Annotated in this window: 14 protein-coding genes and 1 tRNA gene; 8 read left to right on the top strand and 7 right to left on the bottom strand. The window is 55.7% G+C overall.

The annotated features are described in order from the left end of the window. Positions 1–126: 126 nt before the first annotated feature. From J2T58_RS01320 to J2T58_RS01300, 5 genes are read left to right on the top strand one after another with little or no spacing between them, the layout of a single operon-like run. The gene (locus J2T58_RS01320; protein ID WP_253486824.1) at positions 127–1,419 is read left to right on the top strand and encodes a COG1361 S-layer family protein; all 1,293 of its coding nucleotides are present in this window, start codon (positions 127–129) and stop codon (positions 1,417–1,419) included. 30 nt (positions 1,420–1,449) lie between these two features. Further along, positions 1,450–3,684, top strand: a complete 2,235-nt coding sequence (locus J2T58_RS01315; protein ID WP_253486823.1) for an efflux RND transporter permease subunit — start codon at positions 1,450–1,452, stop codon at positions 3,682–3,684. A gap of 38 nt (positions 3,685–3,722) precedes the next feature. Then, positions 3,723–4,175, top strand: coding sequence for an FKBP-type peptidyl-prolyl cis-trans isomerase (locus tag J2T58_RS01310; RefSeq protein ID WP_253486821.1), 453 nt, complete (start codon positions 3,723–3,725; stop codon positions 4,173–4,175). Further along, entirely contained in the window at positions 4,172–5,056 is an 885-nt protein-coding gene (locus J2T58_RS01305) for a DNA-methyltransferase (protein WP_253486819.1), read from the top strand. The genes J2T58_RS01310 and J2T58_RS01305 overlap by 4 nt, the downstream gene beginning before the upstream one ends. Positions 5,057–5,114: 58 nt before the next feature. Further along, on the top strand, positions 5,115–7,211 hold the full coding sequence (locus J2T58_RS01300; protein WP_253486817.1) for a PAS domain-containing sensor histidine kinase: 2,097 nt from the start codon (positions 5,115–5,117) through the stop codon (positions 7,209–7,211). Between the two features lie 3 nt (positions 7,212–7,214). On the opposite strand, the gene J2T58_RS01295 is transcribed toward J2T58_RS01300, so the two are convergent. Further along, positions 7,215–7,595: a response regulator gene (locus tag J2T58_RS01295; RefSeq protein ID WP_253486816.1), complete on the bottom strand. Its 381-nt coding sequence runs from the start codon at positions 7,593–7,595 to the stop codon at positions 7,215–7,217. Next, a complete protein-coding gene (locus tag J2T58_RS01290) occupies positions 7,592–8,728 on the bottom strand; it encodes a sensor histidine kinase (RefSeq protein ID WP_253486815.1) in 1,137 nt (378 codons plus the stop codon). The genes J2T58_RS01295 and J2T58_RS01290 overlap by 4 nt, the downstream gene beginning before the upstream one ends. 101 nt (positions 8,729–8,829) lie before the next feature. On the opposite strand from J2T58_RS01290, the gene J2T58_RS01285 reads away from it, so the two are divergent. Next, the gene (locus J2T58_RS01285) at positions 8,830–10,944 is read left to right on the top strand and encodes a PAS domain S-box protein (RefSeq protein WP_253486814.1); all 2,115 of its coding nucleotides are present in this window, start codon (positions 8,830–8,832) and stop codon (positions 10,942–10,944) included. On the opposite strand, the gene J2T58_RS01280 is transcribed toward J2T58_RS01285, so the two are convergent. Continuing rightward, positions 10,913–13,033, bottom strand: coding sequence for a DEAD/DEAH box helicase (locus J2T58_RS01280; protein ID WP_253486813.1), 2,121 nt, complete (start codon positions 13,031–13,033; stop codon positions 10,913–10,915). The two genes, J2T58_RS01285 and J2T58_RS01280, sit on opposite strands and share 32 nt — an antisense overlap. A gap of 45 nt (positions 13,034–13,078) precedes the next feature. Further along, complete coding sequence (gene trxA / locus J2T58_RS01275; protein WP_253486812.1) at positions 13,079–13,504, bottom strand: thioredoxin; 426 nt, start codon at positions 13,502–13,504, stop codon at positions 13,079–13,081. 181 nt (positions 13,505–13,685) lie between these two features. On the opposite strand from trxA, the gene J2T58_RS01270 reads away from it, so the two are divergent. Next, positions 13,686–13,760 (top strand) — tRNA-Met (locus tag J2T58_RS01270). A gap of 129 nt (positions 13,761–13,889) precedes the next feature. On the opposite strand, the gene purF is transcribed toward J2T58_RS01270, so the two are convergent. The 3 genes from purF to J2T58_RS01255 are packed head-to-tail and all read right to left on the bottom strand — an operon-like array spanning position 13,890 to position 15,737. After that, complete coding sequence (gene purF, locus J2T58_RS01265; protein WP_253486811.1) at positions 13,890–15,302, bottom strand: amidophosphoribosyltransferase; 1,413 nt, start codon at positions 15,300–15,302, stop codon at positions 13,890–13,892. Positions 15,303–15,311: 9 nt separating this feature from the next. Next, entirely contained in the window at positions 15,312–15,494 is a 183-nt protein-coding gene (locus J2T58_RS01260; protein WP_253486809.1) for a 50S ribosomal protein L37e, read from the bottom strand. A gap of 15 nt (positions 15,495–15,509) precedes the next feature. Continuing rightward, a complete protein-coding gene (locus J2T58_RS01255; protein WP_253486807.1) occupies positions 15,510–15,737 on the bottom strand; it encodes an LSM domain-containing protein in 228 nt (75 codons plus the stop codon). 116 nt (positions 15,738–15,853) lie between these two features. Between J2T58_RS01255 and J2T58_RS01250 the strand changes: the two genes are divergently transcribed. Then, positions 15,854–16,351: an RNA-binding protein gene (locus J2T58_RS01250; protein ID WP_253486805.1), complete on the top strand. Its 498-nt coding sequence runs from the start codon at positions 15,854–15,856 to the stop codon at positions 16,349–16,351. The last annotated feature ends 31 nt before the right edge of the window (positions 16,352–16,382 follow it).

Raw genomic sequence — 16,382 nt, 5'->3', positions numbered from 1 at the left:
TATATAATTGTTCCTCTAATTGGTGACATATGTATCATTTTGTGAAACTCATATAGGTGACATATGAAAAAAAGGCTTTTATATTATGAAAAACAACTGCTAGTCAACAAAGTACGGAGCTCATGAATGGCGAATGCATCTCTTAGAACGACCTCTATCCGGGTCCTCATCCTTGCCGCTCTCATCCTTGCCGGCATCACCGCACCCGCACTTGCAGGTGAGAAGTATATCTCCGGAACCCCGGAACTCAGAACCGCGATCACCGGAACGAACGAATTCTCTCCGGGTGAGGAGGCGGTTGTCCACCTCCGGATCGAGAACACCGGAATAACCGATGTCAAGATCATCAGAAGCGACATCATCACCCGGGACGACCGGCCTGATACCGCGAAGATGGCCCTCGTCGGTCTCAAAGCCGGCTCTGCCCCTCTCAGCATAAAGACCGATGACCAGATGATCGGTGATATTCCCGGCGGCAGCAGTGCAACAGCGGCCTTCACCATCCAGGTTGATGAGGATGCGGCAGCAGGCCGGTATGCTGTGCCGATCACCATTGAGTACACGTATCTCGGCCGTGCCGAACAGTATGGCGAGGATCTCATCCGGTACTTCTACACAACCCGTACCGTCGAGGATTATATCCATCTTGTTGTGAAGCCGGATCTCAGGATTCAGATAACCGGAATAGAGACCGAAGCACTCAATGTCGGAACAGAAGGCTTCGTTACTGTATCTGTCCGGAACATCGGTTCTGAGGAGGGCCGGTCTGCCACCCTCAGGATCCAGAGGAGTGGTGCAAGCCCGCTCATCCCGACCGATGCAAGCTCCTTCATCGGTGACTTCCCGGCAGGTGCGGAGGTGACTCGAACCTTCAAGGTTGCGGTCTCAAAGAATGCCGAACCCGGTGAGTACCCCCTTGATATCATCGTCGATTATAAGGACCAGAACGGCCAGCTGAAGACCTCGGACCCGAGGACGGCAGGTATTGCAACTGGAGGAAAGATTGAGTTCTCCGCAGTCTCCCCCCCATCTGTGGTGGCAGTCGGCCAGAAGACCATTATTGATGTCGAATACAGAAATATCGGAGAAGCAACCGCCTACCGTGCAACCGCCCGTATATCGGCGGTAGATCCCTTTACATCAAACGATGACACCGCATATCTTGGTGACCTCGCACCCGGGGAGTCTGCTGTCGCCCGGTTCATCCTGAATGTTGATGGCGGTGCTGTCGAGAAACTCTATGGCCTTGACTCCGAGGTCCGGTACCGGGATGCCCTTGACAATACCCAGATATCAAGGACGATGAAGGTCGAGGTGGAGGTCGTCCCACGGGAGGCAACAATTCCTCCGGTGTTGATCGGTGCTCTCCTGATCGCCATCATCGGGCTTGGATACTGGTACTACCGGAAACAGCAGTAAATTCGGTTCTGCGAGGAGTGAACCCCAGTTATGAAGATATTTGAAAAACTTTCGGAGTTCATATCCCGCTCTCCTTTTATAGTGGCAGCTGTCGTCATCCTCCTTCTCATAACAGGACTCTACGGAATGACACTGACCGAGATGGAGACCGGGTTTGAGACCTATATGGACCCGGACACCCCACGGTTCATCCTCCTTGAGAAATACATGAGCACGTTCGCATCGGACAGCATCATGATCCTCGTTGAGACCGAGGATGTCACCCACCCGATCATCCTTGAGTATATGGGACGGCTTCAGGATGATATCGCAGGGGAGCAGTATGTCACCGGCGTCTTCGGAATAACTGATCAGTTCCGTGCGGCAAACGGAGGGGAGCTCCCCACATCGATTGCTGAAGTTGAAGCTGCAAAAGAAGGAATGCCGGGAGAGATCCTGGACCGGCTCGTCCCCACCTCATCCATGACCATCATCCAGGTGACCCTTCAGCCGGGAGTAAGCATGGAGACCCAGTTTGGGATCGTCGATGCCATCGAGTCGCGGATCAGCGTCTCAGATCCCCCGCCGGGAGTCTCCGTTGTCCAGACCGGCAACCCTGCATTCTCAAAACAGATGATGGATGAGATGGGCGTCTCCATGGGGAGCCTCATCATGATCGCGATGCTCCTGATGATCGTCGCCGTCGGCATCCTCTTCAGTGCGGTCAGGTACCGCCTCCTCTCAGTTGCGATCGTTGCAACCGGGCTTATCATGACCTTCGGATTCATGGGGATTGCCGGAATAAAAATCAATATGGTGACGATTGCGGCATTCCCTGTCCTCATCGGGCTTGGAATCGACTATGCGATCCAGTTCCACTCCCGTCTTGATGAGGAAGTCCGGGGGAAGCCCCTCCAGGAGGCGATAAAGGAGACGATGACCCGGTCCGGCCCCTCAATCCTCTATGCAATGCTCGCCACCTCAATGGGCTTCCTTGCGATGTGGACCTCCCCGCTCCCGATGATCAGGAGCTTCGGTGAGGTCTGTGTCATCGGGGTCGTCTGCTGCTACATCGCTGCCCTGATCATCGTTCCGACCTTCGCCACCCTGATGAAGTATGAACCAAAACCTGCTCCACTGAAGAAGGGTCTCTCAGTGGGTGACCGGTATAACCAGGGGCTTGGCGCGATGGTCGGTGGAATCTCCCGCTTCCCGGTACTCATCCTCGCTTTCTGTCTCCTCCTTGCAGTCGGCGGGTATTCAGTTGATGATCAGATCATCGTCAATACCGATGAGAATACATTTGTGCCTCCGGATATGCCTGCAAAAGTCCAGATCGACAAGGTCACCCGTGCAATGGGCCCATCAGACACCATCCCGATCTTTGTCCGTGGAGACCGGGTCTCAGCCCTCGACTCGATCATGTGGATGCACAGTTTCCAGCAGTACCAGGAGGAGAATAATGATAAGGTCACCAGTACCCAAAGCATCGCTGATCTCGTCCTCCAGTATAACGGGGGTACGTTCCCGGAGACTGATGCCGAACTGGCAGAGGTGCTTGAGACCATCCCCGCAGCAAGCCGTGAACGCTATCTGAGCGGCCACTCGATGGCGCTGATCGAGATCTCGACCATTGATATGGAGGTCGAAGTCGGGATGTCCTTCATCAACCAGATGCACACCGAACTGGAATGGCACCAGCCGCCGCCGGGAATCACCACCACTCTCACCGGGGGATGGGAGTTCTTTACCACCCTCATCGAGGAGATCAGGAGTACAAAGACCAGTATGACGGTCCTTGGGTTCGTCATGATCTTCGGGTTCCTCTTCATCGTCTATCGGAAGGCAAGGAAGGCGATCATCCCGATCATCCCGATCTTTCTGATCGTCGGCTGGAACAGCCTGATCATGTATAGTACCGGCATCGACTACACCGTCATGACAGCAACACTCGGATCGATGACGATAGGCATCGCCTCGGAATATACCATCCTGATAACCGAGAGGTACTATGAGGAGCGGGAGAAGGGGCTTCCAAAGCTTGATGCCATCCGCCAGAGTGTCCAGAAGATCGGCACTGCGATCACCATCTCCGGACTGACCACCGTCTTCGGCTTCTCTGCCCTGATCACCTCAAGCTTTGGGATCATCAGCAACTTCGGTGTCCTCACCGTCATCGCGGTCGGATTTGCCCTGATGGGAGCGATCATCGTCATGCCCGCCATCCTCTCGCTCATCGGCAACGGGCGGGACGATCAGCCTGCCGGACGCACCCAGGCAGAGTGATCGACCATCTTTTCTTTTTTGCAGGTGTATATACTATAATGCAGCACCCGCAATCCGGCGACACCGTCTTTGTTCATTTTACCGCACGCCTCGATGACGGCACCATCATCGAAGCGTCAGAGGATGACAGTCCGGTTGAGGCTGTTCTTGGTGCAGGGACGATCAACCCTGCCTTTGACGAGGCGTTGAGGGAGATGGTCGTCGGGGAGAGCCGGGTGATCACCCTCCCCCCGGAGAAGGCGTATGGAAAATATAATAAACGCCTCGTCTTTCGGCTAAAGCGGAAGCGGCTCGAGTTCAAGGGCGATCCAAAGCCCGGTGATCTCGTCCGGGTCGGGCTCCCTGATGGGAAGAAGGCAGTCGTGACGGTCGAGGCGATTGATCCGAAGTACCTCACCGTCGATGCCAACCACCCCCATGCCGGTGAGACGATTCACTATACCCTTACCCTCCGGTCCGTCATCCCGGCTGAGCATGAGGAGATCAGATGAGCGGGAAAGCCCTGGAGATGAGGAATCAGATCCATCGGCTGGACTGTATCGCCGGGATGGAGATGATGGATGCAGGATCGGTTGATCTCATCGTCACCTCGCCGCCATACAATATCGGGATCTCGTACTCTGCCTATGACGACACAATCACCCGCTCCGAGTACCTGGAATGGATGGGCGGGATCGCCGGTGCGGCATCACGGGTTCTTTCAGAGCAGGGCTCGTTCTTCCTCAATATCGGGGGGACACCGAAGGATCCCTGGATCCCGATCGATGTTGCAATGGAATTCCGGAAGAGAGGATATATTCTCCAGAATATGATCCACTGGATCAAATCAATTGCGATCCCCCGATCAGATATCGGATCCTACAACCAGAATATCAACGGCGATATCTCTGTCGGCCATTTCAAACCGATCAACAGTAAGCGATACCATAACGACTGTCATGAGTTCATCTTTCATTTCACAAAGACCGGCTCTGTACCGATCGACAAGCTTGCTATCGGGGTCCCGTACCAGGATAAGAGCAATATCGGCAGGTGGAAACAGGCAACAGCAGATCGACGGGATCGCGGGAACACATGGTTCATCCCATACGAGACGATCCAAGAGAAACGCCCCCATCCCGCCGTCTTCCCGATCGGCCTGCCTGACCTCTGCATCAGGGATCACGGCGTTGACCGGTGCAGGCTTGTGCTCGACCCGTTCATGGGGATCGGATCGACTGCGATTGCCTGTATCCGGCTTGGGATCGACTACATCGGCTTTGAGATCGATGCCTCGTACCGGGAGATTGCCCTTGACCATATCCACAGGGAGCTGGGCAGACGCGGAGATCCCAGCCATGCTCAGGATACTTTATTGAAGAGGGTGCTCTAACTGATATCATCCGGAGGCTACTGATATACCTCTCTCATACTTCTCCTCCCTCAATGAGATGAGCGATCCGATGCTGGTCTTTGACCCGATAGGCGTGGTCATGATGGCAAATAAGGCATGCGGCGATCTGGCCGGGCGACCTGCTCTGGCGTTCATCGGGATGAGCTGCCATCAGGTCCTCGCAGAGCTGACCGGGAGCCGGGATCATAGCTTCTGCGCCCGTGAAGGACCTCCCCTGCCAGGGGATCTTGTTATTCCTCACTACCACAAGGATGGTATCTCCATCCTCTCTGGCACGGTTCGTGCCGTCCAAAATCCCGGCTATCCCGGCTGGTCCATCCTCACCATGAAAACAGCCGGAATCCCTGAGATTGAGGGTGCTCCGGAGGAGGCCTACAGGAAGCTTCTCCATGCCATCCATCTCATCATGGTGCTTGACCAGAACGGCAGGATCGTCTTTGTCAACCAGTTTGCGGCATCATTCTTCGGATATACGCAGGATGAGCTGCAGGGATCGGATCCCGGATCCCTTCTCATTCCGGATGAGGAGTCAGTGGCAACCTTCGACTCCCTCATCCGGGATGCCCGGGAGAAGAAGGCGGAGATCGTCTGGCGTGAATTTGCCTGTAGACGAAGAGACGGTGATACAGCATGGACATCATGGATCGCGACACCGGTCGGGTCAGCCGGGGAGATCCTCTGTGTCGGCTACAACAGGACCGGTGGCAGGCGTGCCGAGGAGGCAGTCGCCCGGTCTGAGGAGCGGTTCCGGATCGCTGCCGAATCAGCCGGTGACTTCATCTATGAGATCGATCTGAAGACCGGGGTGGTCCAGTGGTTCGGACCGATCGATGAACATCTCGGCTATGAGCCTGGTGAAATACCACGAAGTATAGACGGGTGGCGCTCACTTGTGTACCCGGACGATCTGGCATCGATATATGCAGCCTTTCAGAGGCACCGCATCTCCCGGGAGCCGTTCACAATACGATACCGTGTCGTTGATAAGGGGGGGAATCTCCGATGGTGGGAGGATCGTGGCCGTATCCTCTTCAATCTGGATGGCAGACCGGATCGGTTCATCGGGGTCAATATCGATATCACCCGGAAGAAAGAGGCTGATGAGGCGGTCAGGCGCCATCTCCGGTATCTCTCATTCACAAACAGGATTCTTGCACTGACCTCCGGTGTCGATCCCCCGGAGACGGTCATTCCTGAGGTGATTGAGGTACTGACAGGGGAGATCCCCTCCTCCACAGGGGATCTCCTCCTCCATCCCCCCGGTACCTCAGATCCGGCTGTCCGGGATCCCGCCTGCTCCGGGAATGAAACGGATCCCCTGACGATCATCAGCCGGTTCGATGCAGGAGAGGGGAGGAGCGGCCTCCTCCTCCTCAGAAGGATATCGGATGAGCCGTTCTCTCCGGATGAGCGGGAGATGGCTGCCGTCGCCTCGCACCTGGTCGGTACCTATCTCGAACGGAGCTATCTTCGTGAGGAGCTTGCCCTCGCCTACGAGGATCTCTCCCTCTTTGTCGATATCATGTCCCATGATATCAATAACTCAAATGCAATTGCAATGGGGTACACCGAGATGCTCAGGGATGGTGACCTGGGATCGGCGGAGGGGTATCTCACCCGGATCATCGACTGCCTGGTGAAGAATGCGGAGATCATCCGGGATGTCAGTACACTCAGGAACCTGAGATCCCGACGGGATCGCCTCACCAGAACCCCCCTTGATCCCATCATCATGCGGGAGATTCGCCATCGGGACGGGGTTGGTATCGAATATCATGGGACGGATCTCTCCGTCCTCGCCGATGATCTCATTGCTGAGATCTTCACCAACCTCATCGGCAATGCCATCAGGCATGGAGGTCCCGGAACAGAGATCTTCATCACCGTTATGGAGAATGGTGATGACGCTATCATATCTGTTGCCGATACCGGATCCGGCATTCCTGATGAACTCAAGACAAAGGTGATGGATCGGCACAGGAAGGGTGCAACGAGCAGATCCGGATCAGGGCTCGGCCTCTTCATCGTCAATAAGCTTGTGGAGCGATATGGCGGGACGATCGGGGTTACTGATCGGATACCCGGTCATCCGGAAGAAGGTGCACGGTTCATCATCACGCTCAGGCGTGCCTGAGCATCAGCCTGATCGGATACGGGAGATGAGCTGGTGGAGGTCCTGATCCCGGACCGGCTTGATGATACATGCTGTCGGCCCGGTGGCCCTGGCCTGTTGCAGCATCCCTTTATCAGAGTATGCCGTCAGAAAGGCGATTGGTCTGGGTGAGGTCCTCTGTATCTCTTCTGCAACCATGATCCCGTCACCCTCACCCTTCAGTCTGATATCCATAAGGACACAGTCCGGCAGGGTCTCGAGGATTCCTCTGATCGCCGTCTCTGCGGTGTCTGCTGAGCCAACAACGGTATGGCCGAGGGTTTCAACCCTCCGTTCGAGATCAAAGGCGATGATAGCGTTATCCTCAACGATGAAGAACCGGAGCCTCGACTCATTCCCGGTCACGGAAACCTGACCTCCCATCCATCCGGCACGATCCCGAACTCTCCCTGGAGTTCCCTTTTGACGAGCCTTCTGACGATATTGATCGAGAGCCCCTCCGGCTCGTGCGTGCCTGCACCTGGGATGATGCTGAGGATATGCCCCTCATCGGATCGGGAGATGGCGATCCTGATATCCGGCTCCTCTCCGGATTCAAGACCGATGGTGACCAGTTCATTTGTAATCAGGCCAAGCGCGATGGCACGGTCAGTACTGAGGTGTATCCCCTCATCCATGACCAAGAGGGTGATCGCCCTGTCAGGGAGCTCAAATGATCGCCGGAGTTCTGAGATGAGGAGGGTGAGGTACTCCCCGATATCCACCTCCGCGACCATTGAGCGGGCATAGAGATGTTCATGGACGATGGAGAGAGAGATGATCCGGTTCTGTGTCTCTCTCAGGGCGGCATTGACGGTGTCATCCGGGCTCTCCATCATCTGGAGGCTGATGAGGCTTGCGATCAGCTGAAGGTTATTCTTGATCCGAAGATGCAGCTCACTGAGGAGTGCCTCCTTCTCGGCGAGTGCGGACCTGATCGTCTCCTCTGCCGCTCTCCTCTCCGTCGTCTCCTCGATGATGACTGCATATCCTGCCTTGCCCCCCTCAAAGGCAGCCGGGAGGATCTTGATGGTGAATATCCTCTCCTCCCCATTGATCATCACCATATGGTCGGTAATCTTCTGTTCCTTCTCCCCAAACTTCGGAATCGAGGAGAGGAAGGGATCAGTTGAGAGGATTGGGAGGGTTGATCCCCTGATCTTCTCACCGAGGACGTCTCCTTTGCCTGCCCCGGTTAAGGAGAGATACTGATCATTGGCATTGACGATCCGGAGCTGGTCATCAAGGAGGACAATTCCATCAGATGAAAACTCGATCATCGCAGAGACCGGAACCCGTTCGGAGAGGAAATAGACCTTCGCAGGACCGACCGCCTTCATCTCGATCTTCCCGGCAATGGTGAGCATATTGACATATTTTGAGACTGAGTTTCTGTTCAGCCCGATCTCACGGGATATATCACTGATACTCATCCCACGTGGCTCATTTCTGAAGAGCTCAAGGATTGTCGTCAGGTATTCTTCATGATCATCGTGCATCGCAATCGTCAAGGATATCTTTGGTGCCCTGTTACAATAAGATTGCTCATCACCATGTCGATGCATATAAGAACCGATACTGACAGAGATCGATATACCTGATGCAGAAACCTGGCAAGGATAATCAAAGCCTTCTTCTTCCCCTGAATGGAAGGCAGAAGACTCCCGATCTCTGGATTGCAATCATCGGCATCACCTCGGCCCTGTCCATCCTCGCAACCATCATGCTCCTGCAGGCCGGGAAGACGAATGTCTATCCACATCTCTTCTATATCCCGATCATCCTTGCAGCATACCGGTACAGGCAGGACGGAGTCAGTTTCGGGACCCTCCTTGCCGGAACGTACCTCCTCCTGCATGGGATCATCCTCCCTGAACCATCCGCCCTCATCGATGCCCTCTTCAGATCCATTGTGATGGCCGGGGTCGGCGGAATCGTCGGTCTCCTTTCAGATCACCTGTACGAGAGCAGGTTGCAGTATAAAAAATTCGCCGATAATGCAGAGGATCTCATCTACAGGTTTGACCTTCTTCCGGAAGAACGGTTTGCATATGTCAATCCTGCTGCAACCTGGATCACCGGGTACACCCCCGAAGAACATTACGAAAATCCAAAGCTTGGTCTTCAGATAGTCCACCCTGATGATCGCCACACCCTCATGAATGTAAAAAGGGATGGAGGATTGAACAAACCGATCATCCTCCGCTGGATCAGAAAGGATGGCTCCGTCATCTGGGTTGAACAGAAGAACACTCCGATCTATAACAAAGAAGGAATTCTCATCGCCATCGAGGGGATAGGCCGCGATATCACCGCCCGGAAGATGGCAGACGAGACCCGGCGTCTCCTTGCTTCGATCGTTGAATACTCAGATGACGCAATCATCAGTCTCAGCACCGATGCAAAGGTCCTCAGCTGGAATGCAGGGGCTGAGAAGATCTTTGGGTGGAGTGCGGAGGAGATGATCGGCACCGACTATCAGCGGATCATCCCACTTGAAGACCGTGCCATCTTCAGATCATACTTCTTTGAGGTGGTTGCGAGAAAAAAGCCGCAGCGGAGGGAGATAAACCGGCTTCATCGTTCGGGGCAGAAGATCCAGCTTGCCCTCTCCATCGCCCCGGTCCTCGATGAAGATGGATCCATCATCGCGATATCCGGGATTATGCGGGATATCACCGATCAGATCAGGATGGAGGAGGACCTCCGCCATTCTGAGGAGCTCTACCGGACCCTCTTCTATGGCGTCAGCACTCCGACAGCCCTCCTTGAGGCAGACGGAACAATAACCCTTGTGAATGATGGCTTCTTCCGGCTCACTCTGATTCTGCCTGATATGTTGAAAGGCCGCCTCTTCCCCCTCCTCTTCCCGGAATCATACCGTGAGGAGATTGCGGCGATACTCTCCTCATGCAGTGCCAGGGATGATCGTGCGAACCCGCAGATCAGGGCATCGATCATCCGGGAGAATGGAGGAGAGCGGATCCTCATTGGAAGATTTGCCCCGCTCCCAAAGAGCAGGCAGGTGATCGTCACTTTGATCGATATCACCGAGGAGCAGAAGATGATCCAGCGCCTTTCCGAAGGCCTTGAGGAGAAGGAGACACTTCTCAAGGAGGTTCATCACCGTGTCAAGAATAATATGCAGATCGTCACCTCACTCCTGCACCTTCAGGCTCTTGCCCTTGGGGATGACCAGCATGCCGGGATCTTCCGGGAGAGCGAGAACCGGATCACCTCCATGGCACTCGTCCATGAGACGCTCTACCGTTCGGAGGCGCTCTCCCGGATAGATCTCCGGGATTATATCGGACGCCTTGCTGAGGAGGTGATGCAGTCCTATGGCTCACCTGAAGGGATCACCCTCACCTGCCGGATAGAGGAGATCTCCCTTGATATCGATATCGCCGTCCCCTGCGGCCTGATCATCAACGAGCTCCTCTCAAATGCCTTAAAACATGCCTTTGCCGGCCGCTCCGGGGGAGCGATCATCCTCTCGCTTTGGAAGGAAGATGACGGCCTCCTCTCCCTGATCCTTGAGGACGACGGCATCGGCCTCCCTCCGGATTTCCAGTCTGGCAATAAAGGGGGGCTCGGGATCGAACTTGTCAGGCGGCTCTCCCGGCAGATCGGGGGGGTCTTCTCGTGGTCAGGGCGCGATGGGGGCGGGACATGCTGGAAGGTCAGGTTTCCTCAAGAGGAAGAGATGCCCTGATCCAGGCGATCAGATCCGGGACGTGATAGATATCACTGGCGGCCATCCGGCGACGTATATCATCCGGAAGGAGGGTGTCAAATGCCCATGTTCCGGGAGGGGGGAGCGAGAGCAGGGCCGCTGCCCCATCAGGGGTGAGGGCGGTGATCTGGTGAAGTGCCCGGACGGCCGCCTTCTTCCCGTCCTCTTCCGGCGGTATGGTGATGGCAACGGCATACGGCCCGGTCTCGATCTGCCGGCCTGAAGGCAGGTGATGCCGAAGAAGATGGGCGAGTGTTGCGTTCTGCTGCTCGCCCAGAAACGTCCATATCGAGAGAAGGCTTCCCTCCGGCAGGGGCTCTCCGCTGATCATCATCCGGCCGGGCCCGATACCATCCGGCCATGAGAAGATGGCATCATGGATCGCCTCCCTGACGGCATCATCGAGCGGGAGATCCGATCTCCTCCGCTGTGCTATCCTCGCAACCGATTGGGCAAGGAGGGGTGAGATGCCCCGGGTGCCTCCCCCCATCCAGAAAGGCCGGGGACCTCTTCTTTCTGACGGGATGACGAGAAGCCCCCGCCGCTCATCATCAGAGGAGATGATCCGCCAGCTTCGCCCTGCAAGGGTGAACCCTTCAGAGAGTGCAATCCCGACGAAGGCCGGATCGAGGGTCCCGATCACCTCGCCATCCGGGGTGACTGCCCGGTATCCCCCTCTCGCTGATATCACCGAACAGAGGGCGATCCAGTGAGATCGGGAGAGCCGGGCCTCAGCAGCAGGTCCGATAGCGATAAGATCGCCGTCCTTCTGAAGGTAGTCTGTGGCAAGGAGATGGCTGATGATCACACCGGCATCAGAATGGCTGATACCTGCAAATGCAGGGAACGAGAGGAGCCTTCTCCTGATGGCTGCCTCCCCCATCCCCTTCCCTCCCTTCAGCAGGAGGAGAAGCTGCTGGACAAAGACATGGCAGGGGAACTGCGGCTCGATCAATGGCTCCGCCTCATGATGGCGTGCCGCCTCGATGGCAGCAACCGCAATGAGCGCCTCCTCCCCGCTGGAGAGGATACATGCCATCTCTGCCGGCCTCCCCCTCCGCCCGGCCCTGCCGAGCCGCTGGAGGAAGGATGCAACCGAGTCAGGAGGGCCGTACTGCACAACGACATCCAGCCCTCCGATATCGATCCCAAGCTCAAGTGTTCCGGTACAGATGATACAGGCACTCCCCTCTCCGGCCATTCGGGCCTCTGCCGCATGCCGCAGATCCGGTGAGATCGCAGAATGGTGGACATCCACCGGCCCGGCAAGGGTTGCAAGACCCGCATGCAGCCTCTCGGCAGCGGAACGGCTCTGAACGAAGACGAGTGCCTTCTTCCCCCTGATCGCCCTTGCAACAGCCAGAAAACGTCTCTCCTCCTCTTCCTCAATGGAGAACGAGAACCTCTTCTTCGCAGGGGGGGAGGGGACCCGGACCAGCTGACGCGGCCGCGTGGGTTCAGAGAGCCATTCAAGGAGGTGATCCGGGTTCCCGATGGTTGCAGAGAGGCCGATCCTCCGGATCCTCTCCCCGGTCCGGAGTTCGAGCCGGTCGAGGAGGCAGCGGAGGTGCACCCCGCGATCAGTCCCGATGAAGGCATGGATCTCATCGATGATCACCGTCCTGAGGCCTGCCAGATCAGAAGAACGGATGGGATCGGCGAGGAGGACCTCCAGCGACTCGGGGGTGGTGAGGAGGATTCCGGGTGCCTCCCCCTCCTGCCAGAGCCGTTCAGTCCGGCTGATGTCCCCATGCCAGGCAGCCGTCTCAACCCCCATCGGCCGGGTGATCCTGCTGATCCGTTCGAGCTGATCGTTGATGAGTGCCTTGAGCGGGGAGATGTACAGGATGGAGACTCCCTCCCCCCCGCTCCTGAGGAGATCGTCAAGTGCAGGGAAGAAGCCGGATTCGGTCTTCCCCCCTGCGGTCGGTGCAAGGATGACGAGATCCGATCCCGCAGAGAATGCCCTGATCGCCTCCTCCTGAACCGCACGGAATGCATCCCAGCGAAGGGTGGAGATGAGGGCTTCACGGAGGGTGGGATGAAGCCGGGAGAAGACGTCTGTCACAGAAGAGGGGTATGTATGCCGGGCATAGATACCTGACGGAGGAGATCAGATCTGGCCGGCATCAGGTGGGGGGAGCCCGAATGCCCTGATGATGACGGATCGGAGCGTCTCTTTTGGAACAGCACCTGTGACCCTGTCGATCATTGTGCCGTTTGCATAGAGGATGATCGTCGGAATCGCAGTGATGCCAAACTTCCGTGCGATTGCCGGGGATTCATCGGTATTGCATTTGGCAAATGCAACCAGCCCTGCCATCTCATGAGCCAGCGCCTCAACGACCGGTGCAACCCTCCGGCATGGTCCGCACCATTCAGCCCAGAAGTCAACGACTGCAAAGCGGTTCTCTGCAATGAAGCCGGAAAAGCTCTTCTCACTGATCGGGACCACGCCCTGAAATGATCTCTTCTTCTCGATCTCTGCGAGCCGGTCACGGGCGCGCTTCTCCCGGAGATATTCGAGTTCATCATCCATAATATCTAATGTTCAATCAATGATTATAAGTTTTTTTATCCTTTTTTCAATTCAAAAATAGTCGTATAGCGAAAAAAACCCATATACTATGGTAAACCGGTGAGTCTGGCCACCACCAGCACGGACCATCCTGACAATGGGAAATCTTTATAAGTAAACGGCGACAATATACTTACTCCGAAGCGAGGTAGGGTAGTCAGGAGATCCCGACGGGCTCATAACCCGTAGATCGATGGTTCAAATCCATCCCTCGCTATCGATTTTCTGAATTTTCATGGAGCAGCCTGCTCCGGGTATGATCCGCTACAACAGTCATGATGCCTCCTGGGGCACGTAGAATGAGAAAATGATGGGTATTCCTATCCATCTCACTGATAAAAAAGGGTCAGACGTCCAGTTTCGTCTGATATGTTCCATCCACGAAGTCGATCGAACGGCAGCTTGATCGCTCGCCCTCTATCTCAAGGGGGTAGCAGCCGGTGAGGCAGCCGCAGCAGAGATCCTCGGGTGCATGGCCTGTGGCCCTGATCAGTGATTCAAGGGATATGTGGTGGAGTGAGTCTGCTGAGATGCAGGAGCGAACCTCCTCCGGTGGCCGGTTATGGGCGATCAGCTCCTTTCTGGTCGGGAGATCGACGCCAAGATAGCATGGGGCGATGATCGGGGGGGATCCGACACGGAAATGCACCTCGCGGGCACCAAACTCCCGGACGAGATCGATGATCCTCCGTGACGTTGTTCCACGGACGATCGAGTCATCGACGAGGACGACGGACTTCCCGGCGATATGTCCCCTGACGGGGTTGAGCTTCATGCGCACGGCACTCTCCCTCAGTCGCTGGGTCGGCATGATGAAGGTCCTCCCGATGTACCTGTTCTTGATCAGTCCTTCCTTGAAGGGGATGCCTGATGCCTCCGAGTATCCTGTTGCAAATGCCGTGCCGGAGTCGGGGACCGGCGAGATGATCTCGGCCTGGACCGGGGCCTCACGATGAAGCATCTCACCGATCTTCTTTCTGACATCATAGACGAGGACGCCATCGATGACCGAGTCCGAACGCGCGAAATAGACATACTCAAAGAGGCAGTGGCCGTTATGGTTCGACCGGGTTATCTGCCGGCACGAAATCCCCTCAGAATCGATCCTGACCAGCTCTCCCGGTTTCAGATCGCGCAGAAACTCTGCACCGAGCGCATCCATCGCAACACTCTCGGATGCGACGATGTACCCGTTCTCTGTCCTTCCGATGCAGAGGGGCTTGATACCAAGCGGATCCCGGAATGCATAGATGGTCCCGTCAAGCATCGCGATGACGGAGTAGGATCCCTTCAGCTTCTGCATGCAGAGGTTGATCGCCTCCTCCATCGATCCCGATCGGGTCAGTTCCCGTGCGATGATCGCAGCGATAACCTCGGTATCGGTGGTTGTTGCAAAGATATGCCCTTCATCTTCGTACTCAGATGAGAGGAGACTGCTGTTGACGAGGTTTCCGTTATGAACAATAGAAAAGAGATGCCCCTTGAACGAGAAGTTCAATGGCTGGTTATTCTCCGGCCTGTTCTCTCCGGTTGTCGGATACCGGACATGCCCGATTCCAACAGATCCGGTTAATCTGCTGAGGATATCACGGTTGAATACCTCAGCAATGAGGCCCTGTGCCTTATGATTATGGAGTTTGCCGGCATCAAATGTTGAGATGCCCGCACTCTCCTGCCCACGATGCTGGAGGGCAAAGAGGGCATAGTACAGGGGGAATGAAACACCCTCTGCGTCTGCAATGCCGACGATGCCGCACATGATCCAGCTCTAATGTGTTGGCCTCAAAGATTTCTTGCTGGTCCAGTTGTTGGAGCGCATCCGGGCACTCCGTCCGAATCCACATGCGGAACAAACTTTATGGCGTGCGTGGTAGGAATTCCGACCACAGCGCCTGCATACAATGTGGGAATGCTTGTTGCGCAGACCCATTGATGGCGTACCTTTCGACATGAAAAATCACCTACTTTATTCGATCGATGGGGATATATAGATCACATTGTCCCCACGTACAATCAGTGTGCCGAGCTTCACAACTCCGCCATCTGTCTCCTCTTCCGCACCGTCAAGGACCAGGTTCATGTGAACATCATAGCCCTGAAGTATCCCGCGAATCTCACGGCCGCCTTTCAGCGAGATGAACACCGGTTGACGGTTTAAGACCTGTTCCAGAATATCAAGCGGTCGTCTTGTCATGAAAAATCCCTTCGCATCTCCCTGGAGAGTTACAATAATTGCGCGTGCGACGGACTTAAAGGTAGCGTACCATCTGGGATCCATTAAGTATCCCGGTGCCATAGTGTATGAGAACCATGGCAGAGATCTCTATTCGCAAACGGCATGCAATCAAGAAGAGTCAGGTCGCGGAGATCAAAAAGATGCTCACCGCCTCGATCGGTGCTGAGGCGGCTCTCTTTGAAAGCAGCCTCATCGAGCGTGCCGAGACGGATGCAGCTGTCTCACTCTATCTCATCGATAAGAAGCCCCTTCTGATCTCACGCGACTCATGGGCGTTTCCAACCCTGCGTGGTGCCGTTCTCCGGCCTTTTCAAGCCCGAAGAATCGCCGTAGATTCCGGTGCGGTCTCATTCATGGTCAACGGGGCCGATGTGATGCGCCCGGGGATCGTCTCGGTGAGCAGGGATGTTGTTGCCGGGGGTCCCGCCCTCGTCGTCGATGAACGGCATGGAAAGCCTCTGGCCGTCGTCATCGCCCTCTATGATGCGGCAGATATCCTCGCGATGGAGAAGGGAAAGGTTGCAAAGAATATTCATCATATCGGCGATGAGATCTGGAACCTTGAGATATAAGGATACAATTAATAACTACCAATAGAAAGGA

The sequence above is a fragment of the Methanocalculus alkaliphilus genome, from assembly GCF_024170505.1.
Lineage (GTDB): Archaea > Halobacteriota > Methanomicrobia > Methanomicrobiales > Methanocorpusculaceae > Methanocalculus > Methanocalculus alkaliphilus.
Note: the sequence above shows the minus strand (reverse complement) of the source record. Positions and strands in the feature narration are given on the sequence as shown.